The sequence below is a fragment of the Micromonospora chalcea genome (genome assembly GCF_028768405.1).
Classification (GTDB): Bacteria; Actinomycetota; Actinomycetes; order Mycobacteriales; family Micromonosporaceae; genus Micromonospora; species Micromonospora chalcea.
On the sequence record NZ_CP118233.1, the window covers coordinates 3830475 to 3847570 of the forward strand.

Consider the following 17096-nt stretch of genomic DNA (forward strand, 5'->3'; position numbering starts at 1 on the left):
CCCCTCGCGTGTCCGGCCCCGACAACGGTGCTGACCTGGCATCCCCCGATCGGTCGAGGTGGCGCGTTCCACTTGTCGGGAGGACACATCGGCGTAACATGACGCGGGAGTGACGTGGAAGTTCCAGCGGGTAACCGTCCACTCTCCGGGGGACACCATGCGGTTCCTGATCGTCCGCACCGAGATCCGTACCGCCGCCGACGCCGACATCGCCGCCGCCTGGGCCGGTGGGGGCCGCCTGCGGGACGAGACGAGCACGCCGGAACCCCGCCGCCAGGTCGTCCACGCCGAGGACCGGGACGCCGCGCTCCTGCTCGCCCGAGCGCTGTCCGCCGTCGGGGCGGTACGCGCCGGCCGGCACCGGGTCAAGGTGCTGCCCATCGAGGAGCCCGCACCGGGGCAGCCGTACCGCTGGCACGGTGGATGACCGGACGCTGACGTCCGTCGTGGCCGGACCGGCTTCCCCCGCCGATCATCGCCTCACCCGGCCACGACGGCCCGTGTTCCCGGCCCGCGACCGTCGCGGCAACGACGGTCCGGGCCGGGACCGTGCCCGCCCGGCCCTGCGCCCGCCAGCCGAAACGCCCCAACCCGACGGGCGGGCGGAACCAGGGCGGGTCAGCAGTGGCCGTCGAGCCAGCGGTGCACCAGGAACAGCGCGATCGACGACGGCGGCGGCAGGATCAGCCGGTCTCCCCCGCCCACCGGCACCGGCTCGCCGGCCAGCGCGCCCCCGATCTCCCGGCGGGTGAACCAGCGCGCGTGCGCGATCTCGGCCAGGTCGACCCGGATCGGCGCGTCGGCGTCGGCGCGGGCCAGGAATCCGAGCATCAGCGAGCCGGGGAACGGCCAGGACTGGCTGCCCACGTACGCGATCTCCTCGACCGGGACGCCTACCTCCTCGCGGACCTCGCGGAGCACGGCGGCCTCGGCCGACTCGCCGGGCTCGACGTATCCGGCCAGGCAGGAGTAGCGGCGCTGTCCCGGGGTGCGCGGCCAGGCCGCGTTGTTGCCGAGCAGACAGCGGCCGTCCGCGCCGTCCATGCCGTCGTGCACCAGCACGATCATGGCCGGGTCGGTACGCGGCCAGACCCGGTCGCCGCCCGGGTCGATCCGTGACCAGCCGGCCTCGTCGGCCTGCGTCGCCTTCCCGGTCGTGGACGAGTAGCCGTGCCGCAGGTGCCAGTTGAGCAGCGCCAGCGCGGTGGTGAACAGGCCCGCGTCCCGGTCGGTCATCAGGTGGCCGACCTCGCGCAGGTGCGCCGGGCGGGTCTCCGGCAGCGCCGGCAGCGGCCCGTCGACCGCGAAGACCGGCACGCCGTCCGGCTCGACGCCGAGGAACATCGGCACCGACCGGGGCACCTCGGGCAGGTCGCCGGGGCCGACCAGGACCAGTTCGGGTGGGCTCGCCACGCCCCGGACCAGGGCACGCCCCTCGGCGGCGGAGTCGAGCACCAGCACCCGCGCCCGCTCCCACGCCTCGGCCAGCCAGGCCGGGTCGGTACGCCGGTGGGCGGCCCGGTCGAGCGTGGACCGGGCCAGCGGCGGCGCGGGCTCGCCGCTCATGCGGATTCCGTACGCACCGGTGTCAGCGCGGCGAGCGAGTCGGCCACCCGTTCGGCGTCGCCGAGCACGACGGTGACCGCGCGGGCCGGCGCCAGGTAGCGGGCGGCCACCTCGGCCACGTCGTCCACAGTCGCGGCGGCGAGCCGGGCTGCGTGCTCGGCGAGGAAGTCCAGCCGCAGCCCGTTGCCGGCGTACGCGCTGGTCAGCGACGCGAGCCCGGCCTGGGTCGACATGCCGAGCTGGAGCGTGCCGAGCGCGTACTGGCGGGCCTGCTCCAGCTCGTCGGCCTTCGGCGGCACCGTGGCGAGTCGGCCCAGCTCGTAGTTCGTCTCCACCAGCGCCGCCGCTGTCACCTCGGTGGCCACCTCGGCGCCGGCGATGAGCACCGAACCGGCCACCGAGTGCTCGACGAGCGAGTGCGGCCCGTACGTGTAGCCCTTGTCCTCGCGGATGTTCTCCACCCAGCGGGAGGAGAAGTAGCCGCCGAAGATGAGGTTCGCCAGTTGCAGCGCGGCGTGGTCCGGGTGGGTGCGGGGCACCGCGGGCAGCGCGAGGCGCAGCGACGACTGCACCGAGCCGGGCCGGTCGACGAGCAGCAGCGGCCCGGGTTCCAGCGGCGGCGCGGGCGGCAGTTCGGCGACGTGGCCGTCGCCGCGCCAGCCGGCGAGCGCCTGCTCGGCCGCGTCCAGCGCCCGCTCCGGCGCCACGTCGCCGACGAGCACGAGCACCGCCCCGGCCGGGTGCACCCGCTCGGCGTGCAGCCGGCGCAACGCGGCCGGGCGGACCGCCCGGACCTGGTCCGGGTCGGGCGTCTGCACGGCGTACGGGTGGCGGCCGTACACCCGCTTGAGCAGGGCGGTTCGGGCCAGGTGCGAGGGCTGGCTCTGGGCGACCTGGATGCGGTCGACCAGCCGGTCCCGTTCGGTCTCCACCCAGTCGGCCGGGTAGTTGGCGCCGGTGAGCACCTCGGCGAGCAGTTCCAGCATCCGGTCCAGGCCGGTGACCAGGCCCGCGCCGGAGAGCATCAACCGGTCCGGGTCGAGCCCGGCGGTCAGTCCGCCGCCGACCTTCTGCAGCTCGGCGGCGATCTCGGTGGCGCTGTGCGCCTGCGTGCCGGCGAGCATGGTCTGCGCCAGCATCGCGCCGCGGGCCAGGTGCGTGCGCCCGAACGGCATCCACAGTCGCAGCTCGACCAGCGGTACGGCGGAGCGGCGTACCGCGATCACGGTGAGGCCGTTGCGCAGCGTGCGCTCGGCCTGCTTGGGCACCTTGAGGCGACGGTTCGGGCGCAGCGCCGGAAGCGGCCGGACGGCGGTGGCGGTGGTCGTACTCGTGCTCATCGGGCTCCTCCGGCGACGACCTCGACGGACGCGCGGCGCTCAGGCCGCAGGGTGGCGGCGGCGGCGCGGACCTGGTCCTCGGTCACCGCGCCGACCAGCCGGGGCAGCTCGTTGAGCAGGCCCGGCTCGCCGCGCTGCTGTTCCAGCACGGCCATCCGCAGCGCCCGGCCGAGCACCGCGTCGGTGTCGCGCAGCAGGTGGGTGGCCATCCGGGCCTGGGTACGCGCCAGCTCTCCGTCGGTCAGCCCGTCGGTCGCCAGCCGGTCCAGTTCCTCGTCGATGGTGCGCAGCACCTTGTCCACGTCGCCGCCGGGCGGCAGGTGCGCCTGGAGCAGCAGCGCGGTGGGGTCGCGCACGTCGAACGGGTCGCCCATGAAACCGACGTACCCGCCGAGGCTGGTGACCGACCGGTCGCGCTGCACCAGCCGCTCGACCAGCCGGGAGGCGTCGCCGTCGGTGAGCACCTCGGCCAGCACCACGTAGGGCAGGTAGCCGGCGAAGTCGTCGACCGGGTCGGGCACCCGCCACGCGCCGGCCACCGCCGGCAGCGGGGCCAGCGCGTCGGTGTACGTGCTGCGCCGCTCGGTGGTCAGGTCGGGCTCGGCGAAGTCGGGCCGCTGCGGGGCGGGACGGGCCGGCACGTCGCCGAAGTGCCGTTCGATGAGCGTGGTCGCCTCGGCCACGTCGATGTCGCCGCTGACCGCCAGTACGGCGTTGCCGCTGGCGTAGTAGCGGCGGAAGAAGTCGGCGGCGTCGGCCACTGTCGCCGACTCCAGGTCGTCGAAGGAGCCGTAGCCGTCGTGCGCGTTGGGGAAGGTGTCGAACATCACCGGGGGCAGCGTCAGCCAGGGGAACCCGCCGTACGGCCGGTTCAGCACGTTGACCCGGATCTCCTCCTTGACCACGTCGACCTGGTTGCGCAGGTTCTCCTCGGTCAGCCGGGGGCCGCGCATCCGGTCGGCCTCCAGGAACAGCGCGCGTTCCAGGGCGTTGGCGGGCAGCGTCTCGAAGTAGTCGGTGTAGTCCAGGTGGGTGGAGCCGTTGAACGTCCCGCCGGCGCCCTGGACGTGCCGGAAGTGGGCCAGCTTCTCCAGGTTCTCCGACCCCTGGAACATCAGGTGCTCGAAGAGGTGGGCGAAGCCGGTGCGTCCCTCCGGCTCGGAGCGGATGCCGACGTCGTAGACCACAGCCACCCCGATGACCGGGGCGCTGCGGTCCGGCGTGAGCACCACACGCAGGCCGTTGTCGAGGGTGAACCGTTCGGCCGGGTACTTCGTCGCTGGGATCTTCGCTCTCCGCGTGGACACGAGATCGACATTAGCGCTTCCGTACCGGCTCTATCGCCGGTGTGCCCTGGCCGAACGGTGGACTGTTGCGGGACGGGTCTTGACGCCGACGGCCACTTGCCCCACTCTTCCTACCAACTAAATAGGAATACTGCGGATTGGACATTCGATGAGAGGGCTTCCCCTGCGCCGCCTGGTCACCCTGGCGACCCTGGCCGCGGTCGGCGCGGCCACGCTCGGCACCACCGCCGCCTGCGGCGAGGACAGCGACGCCGCCGGCGGGTCCGGCCCGGTCACGCTGCGCCTGGGCTACTTCCCCAACATCACGCACGCCCCGGCCGTGGTCGGCGTGGAGAAGGGGATCTTCAAGGAGAAACTCGGCAGCGACGTCGAGCTGGACACCAAGACCTTCAACGCCGGCCCGGCCGCCATCGAGGCGGTCTTCTCCGGCGCGCTCGACGCCACGTACATCGGCCCGAACCCGACGGTGAACGCCTTCTCCAAGTCCAAGGGCGAGGCGGTCCGGGTCATCTCCGGCGCGGCGTCCGGCGGCGTCGCGCTCGTGGTCAAGCCCGGCATCACCTCGGTGGAGCAGCTGCGCGGCAAGAAGATCGCCACTCCGCAGCTCGGCAACACCCAGGACGTGGCGCTGCGCTTCTGGCTCAAGGAGAAGGGCCTGGAGACCACCAAGGAGGGCGGCGGCGACGTCAAGATCGTGCCGCAGGAGAACGCGCAGACGATCGAGACGTTCGGCAGCGGCGCCATCGACGGCGCATGGGTGCCCGAGCCGTTCGTCTCCCGGCTGGTCAACGCCGGTGGCAAGGTGCTCGTCGACGAGCGTGACCTCTGGCCGGACAAGAAGTTCGTCATCACCAACCTGCTGGTCAGCACCAAGTTCCTCAAGGCACACCCGGACGTGGTGAAGAAGCTGGTCGAGGGCCAGGTCGCGGCGAACGAGTTCGTCAACACCAAGCCGGACGAGGCACAGCAGGCCATCTCCGACCACATCGGCAAGATCACCGGCAAGCCGCTGGACCTCAAGCTGATCAAGCAGGCCTGGCCGACGCTGGAGTTCACCAACGACCCGATCCCGGCCTCGCTGAAGACCGGCTTGGACCACGCCGTCGCGGTCGGGCTGACCCAGCCGGTCGACCTGAACGGCCTGTACGACCTCAAGTACCTCAACGAGGTCCTCAAGGCGCAGGGCAAGGCCGAGGTCAGCCAGCCGTGACGTCGACGACCACGACCCCGCGCAGCGCGACCGGCTCGGTCGCGCTGCGCGGCGTCACAAAGGTGTACGGCCAGGGCGACCAGGCCGTCCTGGCGCTGGACGGACTGTCCCTGGACATCGCGCCCGGCGAGTTCGTCTGCATGGTCGGCGCGTCCGGCTGCGGCAAGAGCACGCTGCTCAACCTGGTCGCCGGCCTGGACCGGGCCAGCGGCGGCACCATCGAGCTGGGCGAGGGCGTCAACCCGGGGCTCATGTTCCAGGAGCCGGCGCTGTTCCCCTGGCTCACCGTCGAGGGCAACGTCGAGGTGCCGCTGAAGCTGCGCGGTCTCCCCCGCGACCAGCGCAAGGAGCGGGTGGCCGAGCTGCTGCGCACGGTCCACCTGTCGGAGTTCGGCCGCAAGCGCCCGCACCAGCTCTCCGGCGGCATGCGGCAGCGCGTCGCGCTGGCCCGCACGCTCGCGCTGGAGACGCCGGTGCTGCTGATGGACGAGCCGTTCGGCGCGCTGGACGCGATGACCCGCGACATCCTGCACGACGAGCTGGAGCGGATCTGGACCGAGCGCAAGCTCACCGTCCTGTTCGTCACGCACAACGTCCGCGAGGCGGCCCGGCTCGCCGACCGCATCGTGCTGCTCTCCAGCCGGCCCGGCCGGATCATCTACTCCACCGAGGTCGCCGTGCCGCGCCCCCGGCGGATCGACTCGCCGGAGGTCTCGGCCATCGCCGCCGAGGTCACCGACCGGCTGCGCAAGGAGGTGGGCCGGCATGGCCAGTGACACCCTGTCCGCGTCGGCGCGGGCCGACGCGGAGATCTCCGGGCTCGACGCGCTGGAGATCGCCGGCCGGGAGAAGGGCCCGTCCCGGGTACGCCGCCTGTGGTCGGCCACCTGGCCCAAGCTCGCCGCGCTCGCGCTCGCGGTGGCGATCTGGCAGGCGGTGGTCTGGTCCGGGTGGAAGGAGCCGTGGGCGCTGCCCGGCCCGGCCGTGGTCTTCGGCGACCTCGGGGAGTACCTGCTCAGCTCGGCGCTCTGGGAGGGCCTCGCCACCACGGCCCGGCGGGCGGCGGTCGGGTTCGCCGCCGCGGTCGCGGTCGGCCTGCTGCTCGGCCTCGGCGTGGCCCGGGTCAAGGTGCTCCGGGCCGCGCTCGGCTCGATGATCACCGCGTTGCAGACCATGCCGTCGATCGCCTGGTTCCCGCTGGCCATCCTGCTGTTCCAGCTCAGCGAGCAGGCGATCTTCTTCGTGGTGGTGCTCGGCGCCGCGCCGTCGGTCGCCAACGGCGTCATCCACGGCGTGGACTACGTGCCGCCGCTGCTGGTCCGCGCCGGCCGCAACCTCGGCGCCCGGGGGCTCAACCTCTACCGGTACGTGATCGCGCCGGCCGCGCTGCCAGCCATCGTGGCCGGGCTCAAGCAGGGCTGGGCGTTCGCCTGGCGCAGCCTGATGGCCGGTGAGCTGCTGGTGGTCATCGCCACCCGCACCTCGATCGGCGCACAGCTGACGTACGCGCGTGAACTGAGCGAGGCGCCCCGGCTGATGGCCATCATGATCGTCATCCTGGTGGTGGGCCTGCTCGTGGACACCGCGTTCGGTGCCGCCGACAAGGCGATCCGCCGCCGCTGGGGCGTGCTGGACCAGGCCGGCAACTGACGTCGTGTACATCTCCGCGCGCGCCGACTACGCGCTCCGGGCCATGCTCGCCGTCGCCGACGCCGCCGGTACCCCCGGCGACGCGGTGACCGGCGGCGGCGAGCTGGTCAAGGCGGCGAGCCTGGCCGAGAGCCAGGACATCCCGCTCAGCTTCCTCCAGGGGATCCTGCTCGACCTGCGGCGGGCCGGGCTGCTGCACAGCCATCGCGGCACCGAGGGCGGGTACGCGCTGACCCGCCCGCCGGACGAGATCAGCGTGGGCGACGTGCTCCGCGCGGTGGGTGGCGCGATCACCAGCGTCCGGGGCATCCCCGCCGACCGGGCCGGATACCACGGCGTGGCCACCGGCCTGCGGGACGTGTGGCTGGCGGTGGACGGCGCGATCGCCCTGGTCGTGGACCGGACCACGCTCGCCGACCTGCTGAGCGACCGGGCGACGGCACCCTGACGCGCGTCCGGTCACAGGGCGACGGCGCGCGGGGTCGCGGACCCGGCCGGTTGTCGGCCACAGAGGGCATGACTCCTGGCCGATATGACTCTCGGGCATATTTATACCTGAGAGTCATATCGCTTTCCGGGCATCATCCGCCCGGCGCGGCTACTGAGCGTGCGGGGCGCTCATCCCGGGCGTGAAGCTGCGGGCGGCACCGCGATCCGGCGAGCCGCCGTCGGAGGGCCGCCAGGGCCCGAACGCGGCCACCGCGGCGAGCGCCAGGCCGGCCCCCGCCACCGCGAGCACCAGCAGCACTTCCCGTGCACCGCCCGATCCGGCTTCCCCCGCCATGAACCGCTCCCTCCGCGTCCGGCCGACCCCCCGACCGGTCCCCCGCCCGACAGCATCGCCGCCACGGCGAGGCCGGACAGTCGGACAGCCGACCGAACGTCGACTGATTCCCGACTCAGGGACGGTCGGCCGGCCCGCTCGAAGCCGAGCCGGTCAGGCGCGGTCAGCGGCGGCGCGGACGCCGGCGAGGACGGGTCGCCGGGGCGGGGTGCGCGGCAGCGGGCGCGGCGATGGTCACCGGCACACCGGACGGCTCCCGGGCGCCGGTGAGCCGGCTCAGCTCGCTGTCGCCGGGGCGTACCCGGGTGGTCTTGGGGTTGATGCCCGCGGTGCTCATCAGCCGGGCGACGTCGCGGCGCTGCTCCGGCAGCACCAGCGTGACCACGGTGCCCGACTCGCCGGCCCGCGCGGTCCGGCCACCCCGGTGCAGGTAGTCCTTGGCCTCCGCGGGCGGGTCGGCGTTGACCACCAGGTCCAGCCCGTCGACGTGGATGCCCCGGGCCGCCACGTCGGTGGCCACCAGCGCGGTGACCTGGCCGGTGCGGAACTGCTCCAGGATGCGGGTGCGCTGCGGCTGCGACTTGCCGCCGTGCAGCGCCGCGGCGCGTACGCCCTTGGCGAGCAACTGCCGGGCCACCCGGTCGGCGCGGTGCTTGGTGGCGATGAAGACGATGGTGCGGCCCTCGCGGGCGGCGATGTGCGCCAGCGCGGCCTGCTTGTCGTCCGCCTCGAGGTGCAGCACGTGGTGGGTCATCGCGGTGACGGTGGCGGTGCCCGGGTCGACGGAATGCGTCACCGGGTCGGCCAGGAAGCGGCGGACCAGCCGGTCCACGCCCCGGTCCAGGGTGGCCGAGAAGAGCATCCGCTGCCCGCCCGGCGCGACCTGCTCCAGCAGCTTCGTCACCTGCGGCAGGAAGCCCATGTCGGCCATCTGGTCGGCCTCGTCCAGCACCGTGATGGTCACCTGGTCCAGCCGGGCGTCCCCGCGGTCGATCAGGTCGTGCAGCCGGCCCGGCGTGGCCACCAGCACCTCGGCGCCGGCGCGCAGCGCGGCCGCCTGCCGGGTCAGGGAGAGCCCGCCGACCACTGTGGCGCAGCGCAGCCCGAGCGTGGCAGCGTACGGGGTGAGCGCGGCGGTGACCTGCGCGGCCAGTTCACGGGTCGGTACGAGCACCAGCGCGAGCGGACGGCCCGGACGGGCCCGGCGGCCGGCCGTACGGTGCAGCAGCGGCAGCCCGAACGCGAGCGTCTTGCCGGAGCCGGTGCGGCCCCGGCCGAGCACGTCGCGGCCGGCGAGCGAGTCCGGCAGCGTGGCCGCCTGGATCGGGAACGGCGCGGAGATGCCCTGCGCGGTCAGCTCGGAGACGAGCGCCGGCGCCAGGCCGGTGGCGGCGAACGTGGGCAGGGTCGTGGTCATGCGGAAAGCCTTCCTCGAGGCGGCACGTGTCGAGGAAGGGCGCCGGGCTGCGGCGCGTCACCGGCGTCACCGGTGGTCACAAGCACGAACCGAAAGGGACGGGCCGGCCCGGCAGAGGCGGGCCGGCCCGTGCACCGCGCCCGAGAGGGCGCGGTGGTGGTGCCGGTTGATCCGAAGATCAGAGCGGGCGGATGTTCTCCGCCTGCGGGCCCTTCTGGCCCTGGGTCACCTCGAACTCGACCCGCTGGTTCTCGTCCAGGCTCCGGTAGCCGGAGGTCTGGATCGCCGAGAAGTGGGCGAAGACGTCGGCGCCGCCGTCGTCCGGGGTGATGAAGCCGAAGCCCTTGTCAGCGTTGAACCACTTGACGGTGCCAATTGCCATGTGTTTCGTCTCCTTGACGGAACGGTCGGCCCGCACGTGTTGCGGGCCGGAGAGGAGCACCCCGCGCGTGGAATACGCGGCGTGCCTGTCGCTGCTGGTCGCCCCGCCCGGAGAACTCCGGACACAACAAAGAGCGCCTGGGGCCACAATCCGCCAGGCGCACACAGAGTCTCTGGAAACCAAAACTGCAACCCGGACAACGTATCACGGACTCGTGCGCTGCGGTAGATCCCCCGGGATTTCCGGCACGGCGGCCACCAGATCGGCCAGCCCGTCCGCGTCGAGCAGGTCGGCCGGGCGGACGGTCACCGAGTCCCGGACGTAGTGGAACGCCGCGCCGACCCGCTCCACCGGCACCCCGGCCAGTTCCGCCCAGGCCAGCCGGTAGACCGCCAACTGCACCGCCGCCGCGTCGGCCTCCCGGCCGGTGGGCTGCCGCCCGGTCTTCCAGTCGACCACGTCGTAGCGCCCGCCCGGGCGGGCGAACACGGCGTCCATCCGGCCCCGGATCACCACCCCGGCGACGACAGTGGCGAACGGCACCTCCACCTCCACCGGCACCCGGTCGGCCCACTCGCTGGCCAGGAAGCGCTCCTGCAACTCGACCAGGGCCTCGTCCGGGGCCGCGTCCTCGTCCGCCGCGCCGGGCAGCTCGTCCACGTCGAGCAGCCGGTCCGCGCCGAAGCGCTGCTCCAGCCAGGCGTGGAACGCGGTGCCGCGCCGGGCGTACGGCGTCGGTTCGGTGGGCATCGGGCGGCGCAGCGTACGGGCCAGCGCCTCCGGGTCGCGGCGCAACGCCACCAGCTGGGTCACCGAGAGATGGCCGGGCAGTTCGACCTCGACCGCCTCGGCCTGCCGGGCCAGCTCCGCCCGCTCGGCGAGCAGCAGCTCGGCCTCACGCCGCCAGCGGGCCACCTCGGCGTCCTCCGCCGCGCCGGTGGTGGCGAGCAGCGCCGCCTCGCGCCGGGCCACCTCCGGGTCGGCGAGGTACCGGCGGACCAGCGCCGCCGCCTCGGTCAGCGCGGGCCGGCGGGCGCCCAGCGGGTCGGCCGGCCACTCGGCCCGCAGCACCGTCTCGGTGGTCGGGTTCACCGCGTCCCCGGCCGGCTCGGGCGTCCACGCGTCGACCACACGGCCGTCCGGGTCGGCCAGGCAGGCGTCGTGCACCTCCCGCAGGAACACCGACGGGCCGCGGAACCGCTTGGTCCCCTCCCCCCACCAGTAGCCGGAGCAGAGCAGCAGGCGGCGGGGGCGGGTCACCGCCACGTACGCCAGCCGGCGCTCCTCCCGCTCGTCGTGCGCCCGCCAGTCGTCGGTGAACTCGGTCAGCGCCCGGGCCACCCCGCGCTGGTCCTCCGCCTCCGGCAGGGCCAGCTCGGGCAGCCCGTCCGCGTCGCCGCGCAGCGGGAACGGCAGCACGCCCAGCCCGCCCAGCCAGTGGTCGGAGTTGCGCACCGGCCCCGGCCAGACGCCCCGGGTCATCCCGGCCACCGCCACCACGTCCCACTCCAGGCCCTTGGCGGCGTGCGAGGTGAGCACCTGCACCGCGCCGGCCACCACCTCGACCTCGCCCGGCGCCAGCCCGCGCTCCTCGTCCTCGGCGGCGGCCAGGTAGGCGAGGAAACCGGCGAGCGTCGCGCCGGGCGTCTCGCCGCTGAACCGGGCCGCCACGTCGCCGAGCGCGTCCAGGTGCGCGCGGGCCAGCCCGGCGTCGCCCGCGCCGTCCCGGCCGGCCCGGACCGCCACCTCGACGTCGAGGCCGATGGTCCGCTCGATGTCCGCGATCAGTTCCGGCAGCGACTGGTCCAGGCGGTAGCGCAGCAGCGCCAGTTCCATCCCGTACGAGCGCAGCCGCGCGTAGCCCTCGGCCGAGTACGCCTGCGCCGGCCCCAGGTCCGCCAGCGCCTCCACGAGCGTCGCCTCGTCCAGCACGTCCACGGTGATCTCCGGGCCCTCGTCGCCGGTCAGTTCCCGGCGGCTGCGGGCGATCGCGCGAGCGCGGCGGTGCAGGGCGACCAGGTCACGCGGGCCGATCCGCCAGCGCGCGCCGGTGAGCAGTCGCAGCAACGCCGCCCCGTCGGTCGGGTCGGCGAGCACGCGCAGCGTGCACACCACGTCCCGTACCTCGGGGGTGTCCAGCAGCCCGCCCAGGCCGACCACGTCGACAGGAAGCCCACGGGCGCGCAACGCCGCCTCGATCGCCGGGATCTGGCTGCGCAGCCGCACCAGCACCGCGGTGGTCGGGCGGCGGTCGGCCGGGATGTGCTCGGGCAGCGCGCCGGGCATCCCGGCCGCGCCCCGCCAGGCCGCCAGCACGCTGTCCGCGATCCAGTCGGCCTCGTCGGCGTACGTCTCCAGCAGCGCGCAGTGCACGGTGCCGGCGGCCTGCCCGCCCGGGGTACGGTGCGGGATCGGGTCGCGGACGCTGAGCGCGGCGTGCAGCTCCGGCACCCGCGCGCCGGCCGCCCGCAGCGGCACCGACAGCGTGTTGGCGACACCGAGGATCTCCGGCCGGTTGCGCCAGCTCGTGGTCAGGCTGAGCACGTCGGCGGGGCTGCCGTCGGTGCGGGCGAACTCGGCCGGGAACCGGTCCAGCGTGCCGGCGCTGGCCCCGCGCCAGCCGTAGATGGACTGGCACGGGTCGCCCACGGCGGTGACCGGGTGGCCGCCGCCGAACAGCGCGTTGAGCAGCACCACCTGGGCGTGGCTGGTGTCCTGGTACTCGTCGAGCAGCACCACCCGGAACCGGTCCCGCTCGATCACGCCGACGCCGGGGTGGTCGCGGGCCACCCGGGCCGCGCGGGCGAGCTGGTCGGCGAAGTCCATCGCCTCGAAGTCGTCCTTGCGCCGGGCGTACGCGCGCACCAGCGGCAGCAGCTTCAGCCGGGTCCGCTGGAGCTGGAGCGCCTTGCGCACGTCGGCGTAGACCCGGCCGGGACGCGACTGCACCTCGGCGAAGAACCGGCCGGTCCAGCCGGCCAGCTCGTCCGGGTCGACCAGGTGCTCGTCCAGCTCACCGGCGAGCGCCAGGACCGCGTCGGTGATGGTGGACGGCATCCGGTCCACCTCGGACATGTCCCCGTCGTAGTTGCGCACCAGCATGTCGACGAGCTGCCAGCGGGACGCCTCGGTGAGCAGCCGGGTGGTCGGCTCGTACCCGGCGCGCAGCCCGTGCTCGGTGACGATCCGCCCGGCGTACGAGTGGTACGTGGACACGGTCGGCTCGCCCGCCAGCGGGTCGTCGTGCGGGTCCCGCCCCTGCCGGCCGAGCCGCCGGATGAGCTGGTCGAGCCGCGTGCGGACCCGGTGGGCCAGCTCGCCGGCCGCCTTGCGGGTGAAGGTGAGGCCGAGGATGTGCTCGGGGCGTACGTAGGAGTTGGCGACCAGCCACACCACCCGCGCGGCCATCGTCTCGGTCTTGCCGGAGCCGGCGCCCGCGACCACCAGCAGCGGTTCCACCGGCGCGGCGATGATCGCGGCCTGTTCCCGGGTGGGCGCGGGCAGCCGCAGCAGCCGGGCCAGCTCGACGGGCGTGTAGCGGGGCCCGGCGTCGGCCGCGCGCGGCGTGGGCGTGGCGGAGGCGCCGAACAGCGCCGGCTGAACGCTCATGAGTTCTCCGGGGGCGGCTCGACCACCTGGCGGCCCTGGCCGGAGACCGGGCAGCTGGTGCGTACCGGGCAGACCCGGCACTTGGAGTTGGCCACCGCGGCGAACGTCGAGGCGGCCATCGTGTCGGCGGTACGGCGCACCAGCGCGGTGGCCCACCCGGCCTCCGGCCCCTCCCCGGCCGCGGCCTGGGTCTGCTCCTTGGCGTCCCGCGCTCCGGTGCCGAGCTGCACCAGCGCGGCCCCGCCCGGTTCCTCGCCGAACTCGGCGAACCCGCCCGCCTCCACCGCCGCCTGGTACGCGCCGAGCTGCGGATGCTCGGCCACCTCCCGCTCGGTGACCGCCGTCGACTTGCCGGTCTTCAGGTCGATCACCACGAGCCGCCCCTCGGCGTCGACCTCCAGCCGGTCGACCCGGCCGGTCAGCTCGATCGGGCGGGACGGGTCGTCGAGGCGGACCGCGAACTCGTGCTCGATCGCCAGCAGCCGGCGCGGGTTTCCGGCCAGCCAGCGCAGCAGCTTGTCCACCATCGCCTCGGCGCGCTGCCGCTCCGGGCCGGCCATCCACCGGGCGGCCAGCTCGATCGCGTCGAACCGCGCGGCCACGTACTCCAGCAACGCCTCCCGGTCGACGCTGGCGTCCTCGGCGAGCATCGCGGCGGCGTGCACCAGGTTGCCGACGCCCTGCGCGGCGCTCGCCGGCCCGCTGCCGCCGTGCCGTTCCAGCAGCCAGCGCAGGCTGCACCGCAACGCGCTCTCCATCGCCGACGGGGTGACCCGCACCGGCTCGCCCTCGTCGACCAGCGGCCGGTCGTCGGAGAGGCCGCGCAGCCCCCACCAGTCGTCCGGGTGCGCGCCGGGCACCCCGGCGGCGGCCAGCCGCGCCAGCTCACCCGCCGCCGCGTGCCGCCGGGTGATCGGCGCCGCCGGGTCGGTGACAGCGGTACGCAGCTCGGCCACCAGCGCGGACAGGGTGAGACCGCGTGGCGGCAGCGTGACCGGGAGTACGGCGGGCGGCCCGTCCTGCGGATGCTCGTCCCCGTGTGGCACCGGCCCGTCCGCGGTTTGCCCGCGCGTGACCTGGCCGGTCGGTCCGTTCCCGGCCGGGCCGGGGCCGGTCGGGTCCGGGCCGGTCGGGTCCGGGCCGGTCGGGGCGGTGCCGCCTGCGCCGGTGGCGGGTGGGTCGGCGGCTGCGATTTCGTGCAGGAAGCGGCTCGGCTGCTCCTCGTGGTCGTCCCCGCCGACCGCCGCCGACGCCACAGCGGTGACCAGCAGCCGCCGCCGGGCCCGGCTGATCGCCACGTGGAACAGTCGCCGCTCCTCGTCCAGCAACGCCGACGTCTGCCCGACCAGGCTGGCCCGCAGGCCGGCCCCGTCGGCGCGACCGGCCAGCACGTCGACCAGGCGCTCCGAGCCGAGCAGGCTGCCGCGCAGGCGCAGGTCCGGCCAGACGCCCTCCTGCACCCCGGCCACCGCGACCAGGTCCCATTCCAGGCCCTTCGCGGCGTGCGCGGTGAGCAGGCGTACCGCGTCGCCCCGGTCGGCGGCGGCGGCGAGCGTGTCGGCGGGCAGTTCCTGCCCGAGAACGTGGTCGAGGAACACCTCGGTACGCGCGCCGGGCAGCCGGTCGGTGAACCGGGCCGCCGCGTCGAACAGCACGAGTACGGCGTCCAGGTCCCGGTCGGCGGCCTCGGCCCGCCACCGCTGGGCGGTCTCGTGCTCGCCGGTGGCCGCCCGACCCCTGGTGATCGCCCCGGCCCAGCGTTCGGCCAGCCCGCTCTCCCGCCACACCGCCCAGAGCACGTCCTCGACCGTCGCGCCCGGGGTGGCGGCGGCCTGCCGGGCGGTCTCCAGCAGGTGCGCCACGGCCTGCGCGGGGGCCGCCCAGCGGCGCTCGATGGTGGACAGCTCGGCCGGGTCGCGCAGCGCCTCCACCAGCAGGTCGCCGGAGGGACGGCGGTCGCCGCCGGCCAGCGCCAGCGCCCGCAGCCCTTGACGCAGCCGCCGCTCGGCCAGCGGGTCGGCCCCGCCCAGCGGCGAGTGCAGCAGCGCGACAGCGGCCTCCTCGTCCAGCCGGTCCGGTTCGAGCGCACAGCGCAGCAGGAGCAGCAGCGGGGCGACCGCCGGCTGGAGGTGCAGCGGAAGGTCCTCGCCGTGCACGACGGTCGGCACCCCGGCCGTGTGCAGCGCGCGCCGCAGCGACGGCAGTTGCCGGCCGGTGGAGCGGACCAGCACCGCCATCCGGGACCACGGCACGCCGTCGAGCAGGTGCGCCTCGCGCAACGCGTGCGCCAGCCAGGCCGACTCGCTGGTGGCGGAGCGGAACGTCCGTACCTCCACCGTTCCGGCCGGCGCATCGGGCAGCGGGCGCAGCCGCCGGTGCGCCGCCGGGCCGCGCAGCCGCCGGGCCAGCCGGGCGGTGGCCGCGAGCAGTTCCGGCCCGGCCCGGTAGGAGGTGGTGAGCGTGACCTGGGCCGCCGTCGCGCCGGAGGCGGTGCGGAAGCGGTGCGGGAACGTGGCGACGCCGGCCGGGTCGGCGCCCCGGAAGGCGTACGTGGACGAGTCCGGGTCGGCGAACGCCACCAGGGACCGCCCGCCTCCGGCCACCACGGCGAGCAGGTCGAGCTGCGCCGGGTCGGTGTCGGCCAGCTCGTCGACGTACACGTGGGCCAGGCGGCGGCGCTCGGCGGCGAGCAGCTCGGGATCGTCGAGCAGCATGCCGGTGGCGGCCCGCACCAGCTCCGCCGGGTCGTACGCGACCGAGCCCCTGTTGCTCACGTCGCGCAGGGCGAGCACGGCGACGTACTCCCGCAGGAAACGCGCGGCGGCCGGCCAGTCGGCGCGGCCCAGCTTCTCGCCCAGCCGGGCCAGCTCCACCGGCCCGACGCCGCGCTCCGCGGCCCGCATCAGCAGGTCGCGCAGCTGCTGGGCGAACGCCCGGGTACGCAGCGCGGGGCGCAGGTCCTCCGGCCAGCCGACCGGGTCGTCGCCGGGCTCCTCCCCCACCACGTCGAGCAGCTCGCGGATGATCAGATCCTGCTCCGGGCCGGTGAGCAGCCGCGGTGAGGGCTCGCCGCGTTCGGCCGCCGCGCGGCGCAGCAGCCCGAAGGCGTACGCCGGGAACGTGCGCACCAACGGCTCGCGGACCACGCGGTGTCCGTCCCCGGCGATACGCGCCTCGATCCGGTGGCGCAGCTCGGTGGCGCCCCGCCGGCCGAAGGTGAGCACCAGGATCCGCTCCGGGTCGACGCCCTCGGCCACCCGGGCGGCGACCGCCTCGACGAGCGTGGACGTCTTGCCGGTGCCGGGACCACCCACGACGAGCATCGGCCCGTCGGTGTGCGCCACCACCTCGGCCTGCACCGGATCGACCCGGCGCGAGACGTTCGTGCCCGCCCCGGCCCCGGTCCCCGCCGAAGCGGCCGACGGTGACGACGCCCCGGTCTCGGTCTGCGGCGAAGCGCTGTCGTGCGGCGTGGCGGTCTGTGGGTGCGCGGCATCGCCCGCCGACCCCCCGGATCGCGGCTCCGCCTCGGCCGGCCCACCGGACCGACCCACCCCCTGCCCCGCCCCGGCGTCGTGGGTGACCCCCGCCCCCGCGCCGCCGGGCCGGCGCACCAACCGGTACGCCTGCATCACCGACATCCCACCACGCCGGTACGACACCCGGAAACCGACAGTCGTCCCGCCCGTCACCAGCTCACCTTGCCCGCGGCGCGCACCATTGCCGGCTCCGCCCCACGCCCGGCTCCATGCGTTCACGCCACCTCGGCGAAGTGGCCGCATCACGCGCGCCCGGACACCACCACCTCCCCGAAGTGGTGTCGATCAAGCA

The 17096-nt window shown here is 74.9% G+C and carries 13 protein-coding genes; 5 read left to right on the forward strand and 8 right to left on the reverse strand.

All coding sequences use genetic code 11. The annotated features are described in order from the left end of the window. The first annotated feature begins 157 nt into the window (after window positions 1–157). Window positions 158–427 carry a hypothetical protein gene (locus tag PVK74_RS16700; RefSeq protein WP_064447902.1) on the forward strand — a complete coding sequence of 90 codons (270 nt, stop codon included), beginning with the start codon at window positions 158–160 and terminating at the stop codon, window positions 425–427. A 191-nt stretch (window positions 428–618) separates the two neighbouring features. On the opposite strand, the gene nudC is transcribed toward PVK74_RS16700, so the two are convergent. From nudC to PVK74_RS16715, 3 genes are read right to left on the reverse strand one after another with little or no spacing between them, the layout of a single operon-like run. Then, a complete protein-coding gene (gene nudC / locus PVK74_RS16705; RefSeq protein ID WP_274476753.1) occupies window positions 619–1566 on the reverse strand; it encodes an NAD(+) diphosphatase in 948 nt (315 codons plus the stop codon). Further along, on the reverse strand, window positions 1563–2906 hold the full coding sequence (locus PVK74_RS16710; protein WP_210883626.1) for a M16 family metallopeptidase: 1344 nt from the start codon (window positions 2904–2906) through the stop codon (window positions 1563–1565). The genes nudC and PVK74_RS16710 overlap by 4 nt, the downstream gene beginning before the upstream one ends. Further along, window positions 2903–4213: a M16 family metallopeptidase gene (locus PVK74_RS16715; protein ID WP_064447904.1), complete on the reverse strand. Its 1311-nt coding sequence runs from the start codon at window positions 4211–4213 to the stop codon at window positions 2903–2905. Before PVK74_RS16715 ends, PVK74_RS16710 begins: the two co-directional genes overlap by 4 nt. 148 nt (window positions 4214–4361) lie before the next feature. Between PVK74_RS16715 and PVK74_RS16720 the strand changes: the two genes are divergently transcribed. Genes PVK74_RS16720 through PVK74_RS16735 form a run of 4 tightly spaced genes read left to right on the forward strand, consistent with a single transcriptional unit; the run spans window position 4362 to window position 7521 of the window. Next, window positions 4362–5423, forward strand: coding sequence for an ABC transporter substrate-binding protein (locus PVK74_RS16720; RefSeq protein WP_064447905.1), 1062 nt, complete (start codon window positions 4362–4364; stop codon window positions 5421–5423). Continuing rightward, entirely contained in the window at window positions 5420–6199 is a 780-nt protein-coding gene (locus tag PVK74_RS16725; protein ID WP_030503658.1) for an ABC transporter ATP-binding protein, read from the forward strand. Before PVK74_RS16720 ends, PVK74_RS16725 begins: the two co-directional genes overlap by 4 nt. After that, a complete protein-coding gene (locus tag PVK74_RS16730; RefSeq protein WP_030503657.1) occupies window positions 6189–7073 on the forward strand; it encodes an ABC transporter permease in 885 nt (294 codons plus the stop codon). The genes PVK74_RS16725 and PVK74_RS16730 overlap by 11 nt, the downstream gene beginning before the upstream one ends. A 4-nt stretch (window positions 7074–7077) precedes the next feature. After that, on the forward strand, window positions 7078–7521 hold the full coding sequence (locus tag PVK74_RS16735; RefSeq protein ID WP_043328446.1) for an RrF2 family transcriptional regulator: 444 nt from the start codon (window positions 7078–7080) through the stop codon (window positions 7519–7521). Window positions 7522–7671: 150 nt separating this feature from the next. Here PVK74_RS16735 and PVK74_RS16740 read toward each other — a convergent pair whose 3' ends face one another. The 5 genes from PVK74_RS16740 to PVK74_RS16760 all read right to left on the reverse strand — a co-directional run bounded on the left by PVK74_RS16740 (window position 7672) and on the right by PVK74_RS16760 (window position 16897). Beyond that, window positions 7672–7857, reverse strand: coding sequence for a hypothetical protein (locus PVK74_RS16740; RefSeq protein WP_043328445.1), 186 nt, complete (start codon window positions 7855–7857; stop codon window positions 7672–7674). Between the two features lie 163 nt (window positions 7858–8020). Further along, entirely contained in the window at window positions 8021–9274 is a 1254-nt protein-coding gene (locus tag PVK74_RS16745) for a DEAD/DEAH box helicase (protein WP_030503654.1), read from the reverse strand. A gap of 178 nt (window positions 9275–9452) precedes the next feature. Further along, complete coding sequence (cspE, locus tag PVK74_RS16750) at window positions 9453–9656, reverse strand: transcription antiterminator/RNA stability regulator CspE (protein ID WP_013288421.1); 204 nt, start codon at window positions 9654–9656, stop codon at window positions 9453–9455. Between the two features lie 204 nt (window positions 9657–9860). After that, entirely contained in the window at window positions 9861–13265 is a 3405-nt protein-coding gene (locus tag PVK74_RS16755; RefSeq protein ID WP_274476754.1) for an ATP-dependent helicase, read from the reverse strand. Then, window positions 13262–16897: an ATP-dependent helicase gene (locus tag PVK74_RS16760; protein WP_274479286.1), complete on the reverse strand. Its 3636-nt coding sequence runs from the start codon at window positions 16895–16897 to the stop codon at window positions 13262–13264. The genes PVK74_RS16755 and PVK74_RS16760 overlap by 4 nt, the downstream gene beginning before the upstream one ends. Between the last annotated feature and the right edge of the window lie 199 nt (window positions 16898–17096).

Bases quoted from the DNA above. Each gene is read 5' to 3' on its own strand.
- PVK74_RS16700 (WP_064447902.1), top strand. From the start codon at position 158: ATGCGGTTCCTGATCGTCCGCACCGAGATCCGTACCGCCGCCGACGCC.
- nudC (WP_274476753.1), bottom strand. From the start codon at position 1,566: ATGAGCGGCGAGCCCGCGCCGCCGCTGGCCCGGTCCACGCTCGACCGG.
- PVK74_RS16710 (WP_210883626.1), bottom strand. From the start codon at position 2,906: ATGAGCACGAGTACGACCACCGCCACCGCCGTCCGGCCGCTTCCGGCG.
- PVK74_RS16720 (WP_064447905.1), top strand. From the start codon at position 4,362: ATGAGAGGGCTTCCCCTGCGCCGCCTGGTCACCCTGGCGACCCTGGCC.
- PVK74_RS16730 (WP_030503657.1), top strand. From the start codon at position 6,189: ATGGCCAGTGACACCCTGTCCGCGTCGGCGCGGGCCGACGCGGAGATC.
- PVK74_RS16740 (WP_043328445.1), bottom strand. From the start codon at position 7,857: ATGGCGGGGGAAGCCGGATCGGGCGGTGCACGGGAAGTGCTGCTGGTG.
- PVK74_RS16745 (WP_030503654.1), bottom strand. From the start codon at position 9,274: ATGACCACGACCCTGCCCACGTTCGCCGCCACCGGCCTGGCGCCGGCG.
- cspE (WP_013288421.1), bottom strand. From the start codon at position 9,656: ATGGCAATTGGCACCGTCAAGTGGTTCAACGCTGACAAGGGCTTCGGC.
- PVK74_RS16755 (WP_274476754.1), bottom strand. From the start codon at position 13,265: ATGAGCGTTCAGCCGGCGCTGTTCGGCGCCTCCGCCACGCCCACGCCG.
- PVK74_RS16760 (WP_274479286.1), bottom strand. From the start codon at position 16,897: ATGCAGGCGTACCGGTTGGTGCGCCGGCCCGGCGGCGCGGGGGCGGGG.